This window comes from Stieleria marina, assembly GCA_007741555.1.
GTDB lineage: Bacteria > Planctomycetota > Planctomycetia > Pirellulales > Pirellulaceae > K23-9.
Window position 1 is genome coordinate 4,157,862 of the sequence record CP036526.1, and the last position, 9,947, is coordinate 4,167,808.

Here is a 9,947-nt window from a genome sequence, read left to right on the forward strand (position 1 = left end):
AGGGCTTCAGCGTATCATTTTACTGCATCGATCGGCAGCCAGGGGCAACCTCACCGATCGAGTCGGCAAACAAAAAACATTTCTACCGAGCACCGGAATCGGGCTCTGCGTCGAACTCGCGATCCAGGAACGCCAAGACGTCGCGGATTTCACGGCCGGTCATCGTGTCAATCAATCCGTCAGGCATCATGGACGTGCTGAGCTCTTTGCGAATCTCGATATCGGACGTCTTGATCATGCGTTCTTTGCCTGCGCTGTCACGGTAATATTCTCGCCCTCCGCCTCCGTCGCGAAGCATGATGCCGGTGAATGCTTTTCCTCCTTCCAGAATCAGCAACCGCGGGAAGTACTGCGGGTCAACGTCCAAACTTGGCTGAAGCAGTGCCTTGAGCAAACGATCGGGATCGCCCTGCGTCGACGCGGCACTCAGATCAGGCCCGACCACCCGGCCGCGTCCCGTGTGACGATGACATTTCCAACACGCTCCAATGGAGCGATGATGAAAGATCCGTCGTCCCGCATCGACATCGACGGGCTGCTCGATGGCCGCCAAACGATCACGCCATTGGATCGTCTGACTCGTTTCCGGCCGACCGCGCTGAATACTATCGGGATCAATCAATGCGTCGAATAAGTCTGCGGAGCCAGGGAAACGATCTCGCTGGCTGGTGAGTGCCGAAATCTGAGCCGCACTTAGTTGTCGCCCCCTGAGGTTTCGCAGAGCTTCTTCGCGGACCGCCAAGTCTTGAATCTGCGAAAGATCTCTAATCCAGTCGTCCAGCTCATCGTCCGCAACGGTCCTGGCTGCCATCGCGTCGGCTCGGATAACAACCGGCATAGATTGGTCTTTTGAAAACGCGACCAACTGCTCTCTGTGCCGATCAGATGATTGACCTTGGGCATTCAGCGTTGCGATCGCTTCTTGGACAAAAACATGATCGCTCGCAATTGCAGACTCGCTCCATTGCTTTGCCAGTTTCTTGCTGTCGGGATCTAACAGCCTCAGTGCAAACGCCCGCGACCGGCTACTCGCCTTTGGATCGAGCACTCGTTCCAGCAGCACGTCCTCGTCAACGATCCCCGCACGCGGATTTCCACTCAAAATGTTGTGCGCCGCCAAAGCAGCCTCAAACAACCGGTAGTCCGTCTCCGGTTCGCTCAGAATCGCTTTGACTTGCGGCAAGAACGAATCCAGTTGTTCATCAGCGATCCAGCGTAACGCTTCAAAGCGAACGCGCGAATCTACAGAATCCAAAAACACCGCGGCGTGCTCTTTGCTTTTCGGATTCGCTTTGCGTGTCGCCAACAACCACGACATCTGATCGCGGTCGATTCGCTGATTATTCAGGAGAGAGTCGTCTTGAGCGACCAGTGTCGCCAACGCGTCAATGGCTGCGCGAGCGATGAACGCATCGGTCGAATGTGTTTTCGCGAGCAAATCGGTGACGTCAAACGCGGATTCGCCCGATCGCAATTGCGTAGCCAGCGTGGCTTCTTGGGTTGGTTCGTCCAAATCCAAATCACCCAGTCGTGCATCCGCCGATGGGTCGATTTCCAGTTTCCAGAGCCGGCCTTTTCCGTGCAAGCTGTAAGACCCAACGACCCAGTCTGTCAAATAAAACACGGTCGGCGAGACTTGCGTGATACACGTGGGACGGAACTGATTCGATCCGGTGACTAAAGAGATGCGATCGGTTTTGAACGTCGCTCCTGACGGAGTCAGCGGATAAAAATCGATGCGATGGTCGGTCCAGCTGGTCACCAACAATCCGTTCCCCATCGGGGCAATCCCACAGGGGGCTTCGCCTAAACTGAAAAGCATCGGCAACGTTCCCGGCAGCTCGCCGTTCCAACAGACAAACGGATGATGCGGTGCGTTTCCGTATAAACGCTGATAGCCATACTTTCCGCCTTCGACGATCTGCAACAACCGACAAGGCGGCCTGGCACCGGGATCGTTTTCGCAGGCAAACATCGTGCCGTCACGACGAACACAGACGCCAAATGGATTCCAAAATCCTGCTGCGATACGCCTAAGTTTGGATCCATCAGGCGAGCACCGAAAAATGCCTCCTTCGCCCGTTCCGATCACATTTGCCCCGTCGGTTCCGGTCAGCGTCCATTGCTCCCAGTGGTTCTCGCCCAGAGCAAACACGAGGTCGCCACTGGGATGCCACGCCATTCCGCTCAGACCGTTGTGCGGATACGTCCCCTCGGTCACCAGCGTGACCAGAGTCTGTTCGGCATCACCCACCGAATCACCATCTGTGTCACGCACCACCAAAATCCGATCGCGCTGAGCCAGGAATACCGAACCGTCGGACGCGAGTTCCAGATCCATCGTCGCATCGGTCGCGTTGTAAAACACCGTGCGATCACCGTCGGGCGAAAGACGAACAACTTCATCGTGCTCCGGACCGTCGTAGTCGTCCGGACGAAAATGCGTGTGGCTGCATACAAAGAAAGCATTGCCATCCCGATCAACATCGACGCCCGTGGGTGTCATCACGACCGGATGCTCGGCAATCATAGTGAGCTTGACGCCCGGAACCAACGTCTTGATGTCTGCCGAAAGATCCACGTCGTCACACCAAGCCGGCGTTGCAATTAGGATCAACAATAGCGGGAGCGTTTTATGCATAGGTTCAGCACCGGGTTTTCGTTGCAAGTCGCGCAAGACGGGCCACTACAAAGCAGGTCACCACCGACTTGGCGAGATTCTCGTCCAGCATGATAACTAACACAGTCACCGCTGACGGCAATCTACTGAATCACCTGCGGCGGCAGAGTGTTGAAAGAGACATTCTTTCTACCGATCGTATGCGGCGGCAGAAACTTGACTGACTTAGAAACCGTGTGTTTCTTGCAAGCGATTTCCGACCCAGGATTTCGCTTGCTCCCAGACATAAGGACCAAGGCGTCCTGTACGAGTTCGCAGGTACGCGACCCCGGTCTGGCCGCTACGAAGCCGAGACGCGGTGGCTTCGTCGATGTCGATGTGCATCGCGTAACGTGGTTGCAGCAACACCAACTGCGACGTGTCGGGAGTAGCCACCGCGTCGGTGTACTGCGACCGATCGACGACCGTCAGCGGACCGCCGTACATGCCAGCAAACGAGAAATGCGGCAGATCGTTTTGCACTCGCGGCGTAATCTTGCTTACCTTGCCCGACAACGTTTCACCGTGCCCCCAGATCTTAAGCTTGACGGCTTGGCCGTTCGTATTGGTCAAGAAGCGTGCGTCGGACTGCGATACCAAGGCGACCGCTTCTTTTTGTTGTTCGCTTCCGACCGTAAACAGTTCCGTCCCGGGCGACACGTAAGTGCCAAGTAGATCGTTTGGGTCGTCGAACAAAACTTGCCCATCCATTGGTGCCTTGATCGTAAGACGCTGCACGCTGCGACTGGTTTCCAGCATTTGTTTTTCCAATGCAGCAATCGTCTGTTGCTGAATCTGCCAACCACCGATGTTGCGTTCATTCTGGCGAGCGGATGCGGACAGTTTTGCGGCCGCCAAACGGCTCTTTGTATCGATTAGCCTGGCGTCCAATTCCGGATTGAGCATTGTGGCCAGCAAGTCGCCTTTGCGAACCGATTCTCCAGGCACCACATGCACTGCGTCCACAAACCCAGTCGTCTCGCTACGAATCGTCATCGATGGTTCATAGTCGATCACAATTGGCGAAGTGATCACGCTGGGACTTGGGACAAGTGAACCGACACTCAAAGCAAACAACACGCACGCGATCGACACGGTTGCGAAGCGTAAGCGATTGGGTTGTTCAAACTCGTTCCCCAACACCACGAACTTTGCCAATTTCGCGACCGGTACCGCAAGCCAAAGCACGACCGCCAACAACGCAATCAAAAAACCAAAACCCGGCAGCAAATTCGCAGCCCCAAACACCAGCGAAGCACAGATCAGGACTTTCCAGATGATACTTGCAAACCCGTATCCTTTGACAATCGTGCCGCGTAACCCGGCCCAAGGAAGAGGCGATGCTCCCAGACCAAGAAAGAATCTGCGGCAGACGCCGATCACGTGCTGGTTGCCGTATTTGGCAAGGTTCGGCATCTCCAGGTAATCCGCCAGCATGTGGTAGCCGTCGAATTTCATCAGCGGGTTCGCATTGAACAGCAGCGTATTGACGCTGGCCGCAAACATCACGTTCGCCGCAATCTGACTGACCAGCCCCGCATCGACTCGCAACCAAACAATCGCGGCAATCGCGGCCAGAAAGATTTCCGCAATCATGCCTGCCGCTGATACTAGAATCCGATGGTACTTATCGGGAAACCGCCACGCACTCGTCACATCGACAAAGGGCAACGGAATTAGCAGCAGCAGTAACACACCGCAGCTTCGCACGCGTCCACCAAAACGTCGGCAAGTCAGTGCGTGCGCAAATTCGTGCACGATCTTGAGCACCATCCAAGTCAAACCCAGCAGCAACCAGTCGTAACGGCTAAAAACGGAGATGCTACCGCCACCGAATCGATCAAAGTTGGCACCCAGCGAGATTGCTGCGTAGATGCACGTCACTAGCCAAATGATCGCAGCGGGGCGACTGACCAGCCAACCGATCGATTGATTGGCGATCGCGACAATTCGATCGGGGTTCATCAACGGGATTCGCACCGAGATCGGATTGAGCATCCCCAGTATCTTTGCGGAATCGGAATTCTGGCGCCGCTCATTCAACCGCGCTGCCGACGTCGACGCGCGGGTTGCAGCAAGCCCAGTGTCGACCAGCCATTTGCAGATTTGCGCGGCGTCCTGTTCATCAAACGCTTTGGCACCCACGACGCTACAAGTCTTTGACAGAGCCGACGCGAGCGTGGTTTTGCCATCCAGCAGAGACAGAAAGGTGTACTCGGCTTCGCCCACTCGGTAAAAATCACCGGTCGCAAGATCTTCGATCAAAAATGTCTTGGAGTGACGGCCCCGTTGAGCCGAGAAACGCAAGTCATCACGCAGCGCGAGCGTCGCTTCGCCTAGCTCGAATGTCGTTGCGTCGTGCTTTGTCATGGATCTATCTTACGTGTCGTGCGAGAGGCAATCACTGCCAACATTGCTGGCCGAGTGACCTACCACCATGTCATTCGGGAAGCGACGTAGTCCCACGGTCCGTGAAAGAGATTCCACGCCAGCGGGTACTTTCCGCAATCGATCCGCACACTGCCCGTCATCCCTGGGCGAAGCAGATCGTTTTGATTATCAATCATGATCGTGGCCACAAACACATTCTGACCTTCGCGAAGTTCGCTACGTGGATGGATTCGATCGATCAATCCAACAAACGATTGCCCCGACATGCCGTCAATCCAAATCCGGACCATTTGACCTGCCGAAACGTGGGTGATTTCATCGGCGGCAATCGTCGCTTCGACTTTCATCTTTTCCAGAGGCGCGATCTCATAGATCACTTCGCCCGTATCAACCGCGGCCGCGTCGGAACGCTCCAAGGAACCCGACAGCACAACGCCTGCGATGGGGCTGCGGATTTCGACTTGGGATGCCTGATGTTGCAGCAACTTTGTTTGCGCCGCGAGTCGCTCGGCGTCCAACTGTGACAACAGGGAATCGGTGACATTGCGATCCGCCAGTGCGATCTCGCGTTTCTTGGCAGCATGTTCTTGTTCGGCGATCACGCTGGCCAATTCCCATCGAATCGACTGACCGTCCATGCGGGCAAGCAACTGGCCTTCGGTGACGACGTCGCCCGGTTTCGCAAATCCCTTTTCGATGAGGCCTTGAAACGGAGCGACGGCAAACCGCTGTGTGATTGGCTCCGTCGTGCAGTTACTGCGCACTCGGTAGCGGACCGGCATCAGACCGCTCGCGATTACCAGCAGAGCGATCAGTGCAAAAGTAAATCCACGCAGCGACGGAACCGCAGCCGAAATTCGCGACAAAGTCTGTCGCACCCTGCCAGCTTGTGCGCGTGACACGACTTCGATCGCCGAAGCGATTCGTGGGCTGGACGCGCGAACAAAGTTGGGAAGTTTTTCACCACGCACGAGCGTTTCATCGCCCGTCAACAAGATCGCACCAAACGCTTCTCCCTCCGGCGTCGTTAATGGCGAAGTCAAAACGGCGGGCACTTGCAGCGTACTACACAGCTGGCGGTGAGCGACCAAGAGGTGCGATTCGTCGCCTGCGGCAGGAGGATAAACGCCAACGCTCTGACGCAAAAGACTCTCGGAGAGCGTTAATTCGACTGCTTGATAAGTCTCGCCAGCTGGGTCCAGCTCCAATGTGCCCGAGAGCGATCGCACAATCAACTGACCGCCCTGGACCGTTCCGATCGCGACTTGACGAGCCCCTAGGTGCCGCACCAATTCGTTGGCAGCGACTTCGCAAGCGCCGGCAACCGTCTCCTGCGATTCAATTTGCGAGACCAATTCGATCAACGCTGCCAACGAAACAAGTTTCCAATCGTTGCCAGCGCTGCGGTGCGTCTTTCGGTAGAGCCGCAAGTATGCGTTGACGATCTCCAAAACAAAGATCGTGCCGGCAGTCTTGGATTCTTTCACCAGCACCAACAAAACGTCAGGCGATTCGTCGGCGTTATGAATCGGTGCATAGATCGCTTGCACCCCTAGGAAGTGCTCCAGCTGAATCGATCTTCTCGCCACGGTCACGTTGCATGACGCGCCGAATTTTTCGACGAAGTCAGCTCGCCGTGGAAGTCGTCCGGTGCTGTTTTCCTGAGTCAGTTCCCAGTTGTAGTTGCCGTCGGAAACCTTGCCGATCGACGTGATCAATCCCACGCCCATCGCGCCGGTATGCTGCATCACGATCTCGCGGATCTTCTGCAACACCGTGGCTTCATCCGCTTTTGACATCGTGATGTGATGAAGCTGCGAATGGAGTTCAGCAATGTCGACCGAACTGGGGTCGGTCGCTGAACCTTCGACGCGGCGGCTGCGCGGTCGCGTGCGTTTCGCGTCTGGATTCCCCGTTTCGCTATCACGGATCTCCGGCGTTACGATCACCGGTTTGGCCGGCACACCAGGCTCAGTCGTGTCGAAAGATGCCATCTAGCGCCGCGCCACCTTCGCTGCAGGGAGGCCAATCCAACGACAACGCGAACCACTTCGATAGTTCCCGGGCGCATTGTCGATCACGACGTCAACCCGTGCCGTTCCGCTGTCAGCGTCGGTCACAGGCGAAACAAACCGAATCGTGCCTGCAATTTGTTGTTGCCGATCGCCGACACGCAAAACCAAGGAGACTTGCTGATCTTTGGCCAACTGCACGACGGTGTCTTCAAACAAGTAAAAGCGCACCAACAGCTGATCGAGCTGCACGACGGTGGCGAACTGCGGTTTCGCGGTCGAAACGTATTCCCCCAAGCGATAGTGAAGTTCGCTGACGACTCCATCAATAGGCGATGCAATGGTGCGAGCTTTGATCTGTGCCTTGATCCGGTCGACCTCCAACCGATACTCGGCGTGTTTTTCGCGTGCGATCTCCACGTCCGACATGGCGATTTCGTGCTCGACGACAGCCTCTTCGACTTCGGCCGGGTTTGCATGGCCCTTTTCTAGCAGCGGCTCCAACGTGTCACGACGAGTTTTGCGGATTCGCAACGTCGCTTCGGCAGACCGAATTTCGGAAGTCGATTTGGCTCGTAACTCAGCGATCCGCAAACTCTGACGCAGCGCGTCGTGATCCAACATCGCCAGCGTGTCACCCCGACGGACCGTCTGACCTTCGGTGACGACGATGCTATCGATCACACCGGATTCTGCGGCGGCAACGTTGCTCTGCTGAACCGGTTCGGTGAAGCTATCGATGACTTGAGCGCTACACGGAGTGACCAACAACGCAAACGCAAGCACGGGAAAGATTTTGAGCATGTGCATCCTTTCGTTGTTGAAATCCATTTTTCCAAATTCCGTGCCGGGACCACAAAAGTCCTGCCGTCTCGTCTCTTATCACCTTCCAGCACGGTTGGCTCTGTGCGAGTCAATCGCGAGGCAGAGCAATCGTGTCTAGTCGTTACACCATGGTTTCGCGGATGCTGTCCATCCAGTTGTCGTGCTGCACCAGTTTGCACCGGGAATCAAAACTCACCCGTTCGATCATCTGTTGCAGAGCAAATAGATGGGCAGAGAAATCTTTGGGCGATTCACCCGTGGGTGTAGCTGCCGTTTTGATTTGTTCGCTCAGTTTTTCGCCGTGTTGTTGGAACAAGTCGTCATCCGCTGCTACAAAAAACTGACATGATCCGGGATCACCTTGGCGAGCCGACCGGCCAGCGAGCTGACGGTCGACACGATGAGATGAATTGCAGGACGTAGCTAAAACATGCAGCCCGCCCAGCGCGCGAGATTCCTCGCTTAATTTGATATCGGTTCCTCGACCGGCCATATTCGTGGCGATCATGAGCGATTCAGGTTGTCCGGCCTTTGCTATCACCTGGGCTTCGTCGTCATCTTGAACGCCATTAAGGATTGTGCCGATGATGCCGTGATTACCGAGCAATTCGCTGAGCAAAACGCTTTCGCGGATCGTTCGAGTGCCAATTAGAATCGGGCGGCGTGTTGCGACCAGGCGTTGCACTTCCACGACGATCGCTTTGCACTTGGAATCCCAACTGTCAAAGAATCGCGTTGGCATTTGAATTCGTTTGCAGGGCACGTTGGGCGGCAACGGAACGATCGGAGTCTTGTAAAAGTGAAGCAATTCGGCTTCGCTACCGGACGCCGTTCCCGTCATTCCGCAGACGGTGTCGTACATTTGGAAAAATCGTTGCCGTGTGATCCGCGCCAGCGATCGCGTGGGTGGATTGATCGTCAGCGTCTCCTTTGCTTCGACGGCTTGGTGAAGTCCACCGCGCAGGGTGCGATCGTCAAAGATTCGTCCGGTCAGTTGGTCAACCAGCGCGATCTCGTCTTCTTGAATGACATAGTGCTCGTCGCGGACCAGCAAGTACTGCGCAAACAGAGCGTTTTCGACGTAGGCTGTCCAAGGCCGACTGAGATCAAGTCGCCCGACATTTTTCAAAAAGTCATAACTCCGGTCGCGACCGGCATCGGTGAGTTCAATCTGCCGTGTTCGAAAATCGATCGTGTAGTCTGTATCGACTTCCAACTCAAACGCCAAATGCAGTGCGTCAGTGTAAGCTTCGGCCGATTCGGCGTATGTTTCGCTGCCACTTAGAATCAGCGGCGTCGCGGCTTCGTCGATCAGCACACTGTCGGCTTCATCGACGATGATGCAGGGGTGCGTCGTCTGAATCAGCGAATTGCGAATATCGGTTCCGTTGATGCACTGCAGCGTATCGCGTCCCAGTGTCAACGATTCAAATTCACGAATCGTCAGCTGGTCGCGAAGGTAGTCGAATCCGAAAGCATACCCCGGACCGTAGACGATGTCGCACTGGTATTTCTGTTTGCACTGCTCCGGTTTGTCTTCGCTTGAAAGTGCCGCCGAAGTCAAACCCAACAGAGCAAAGATCGGCTCGACGGCTTCGTGATCACGTTCAGCCAAATAGTCGGTCGTCGTCGCGACATGGACACTTTCGTCGATTGACGCGCGGATCACAGCAGCGACCCCCGACACGACCGTTTTGCCCTCCCCGGTTTGCATTTCGATGATCGCACCGCGTGCCGTGGCCAACGCGCCTTTCAATTGCACGTCGTGCATCGAAAACCCCATCGTTCGCCGCACCGCTGCACTTCCCAATGCCGCCGCACGAACCATCTTTTCGTCCAGAGCAACGTCGTCCGTTCGCAGCTGCGCAAATTCATCTGCCAGCTGCTTGTCCGTCACTGCGTCCTCCTGCGGATCATCTCCCTGCGATTCACACCATTGCAATTCGCCTCGCCGCGCAGCCGCCACCAGCGTGTCCAAGTCCTGGGACTTGAATCGGCTGGGCAACAAGTAGTTGCCGATGCGGTGCAGAGGAGTGGTCAGTTGCATAGGAGCGTGTGAA

The 9,947-nt window shown here is 55.8% G+C and carries 5 protein-coding genes; all 5 read right to left on the minus strand.

Features of this window, described 5'->3' with window-relative positions; all coding sequences use genetic code 11:
- Positions 1-82: 82 nt before the first annotated feature.
- Positions 83-2,641: a PVC-type heme-binding CxxCH protein gene (locus tag K239x_RS15015; protein WP_145419045.1), complete on the minus strand. Its 2,559-nt coding sequence runs from the start codon at positions 2,639-2,641 to the stop codon at positions 83-85.
- Between the two features lie 204 nt (positions 2,642-2,845).
- Positions 2,846-5,029 (minus strand): HlyD family efflux transporter periplasmic adaptor subunit, encoded by a 2,184-nt coding sequence (locus K239x_RS15020; RefSeq protein ID WP_145419047.1) that lies wholly within the window; start codon positions 5,027-5,029, stop codon positions 2,846-2,848.
- Positions 5,030-5,088: 59 nt separating this feature from the next.
- On the minus strand, positions 5,089-7,044 hold the full coding sequence (locus tag K239x_RS15025) for an efflux RND transporter periplasmic adaptor subunit (protein WP_145419049.1): 1,956 nt from the start codon (positions 7,042-7,044) through the stop codon (positions 5,089-5,091).
- On the minus strand, positions 7,045-7,866 hold the full coding sequence (locus tag K239x_RS15030) for an efflux RND transporter periplasmic adaptor subunit (RefSeq protein WP_419188978.1): 822 nt from the start codon (positions 7,864-7,866) through the stop codon (positions 7,045-7,047).
- Between the two features lie 142 nt (positions 7,867-8,008).
- Positions 8,009-9,934, minus strand: coding sequence for a preprotein translocase subunit SecA (locus K239x_RS15035; RefSeq protein ID WP_145419053.1), 1,926 nt, complete (start codon positions 9,932-9,934; stop codon positions 8,009-8,011).
- Between the last annotated feature and the right edge of the window lie 13 nt (positions 9,935-9,947).

Bases quoted from the DNA above. Each gene is read 5' to 3' on its own strand.
- K239x_RS15015 (WP_145419045.1), bottom strand. From the start codon at position 2,641: ATGCATAAAACGCTCCCGCTATTGTTGATCCTAATTGCAACGCCGGCT.
- K239x_RS15020 (WP_145419047.1), bottom strand. From the start codon at position 5,029: ATGACAAAGCACGACGCAACGACATTCGAGCTAGGCGAAGCGACGCTC.
- K239x_RS15025 (WP_145419049.1), bottom strand. From the start codon at position 7,044: ATGGCATCTTTCGACACGACTGAGCCTGGTGTGCCGGCCAAACCGGTG.
- K239x_RS15030 (WP_419188978.1), bottom strand. From the start codon at position 7,866: ATGCTCAAAATCTTTCCCGTGCTTGCGTTTGCGTTGTTGGTCACTCCG.
- K239x_RS15035 (WP_145419053.1), bottom strand. From the start codon at position 9,934: ATGCAACTGACCACTCCTCTGCACCGCATCGGCAACTACTTGTTGCCC.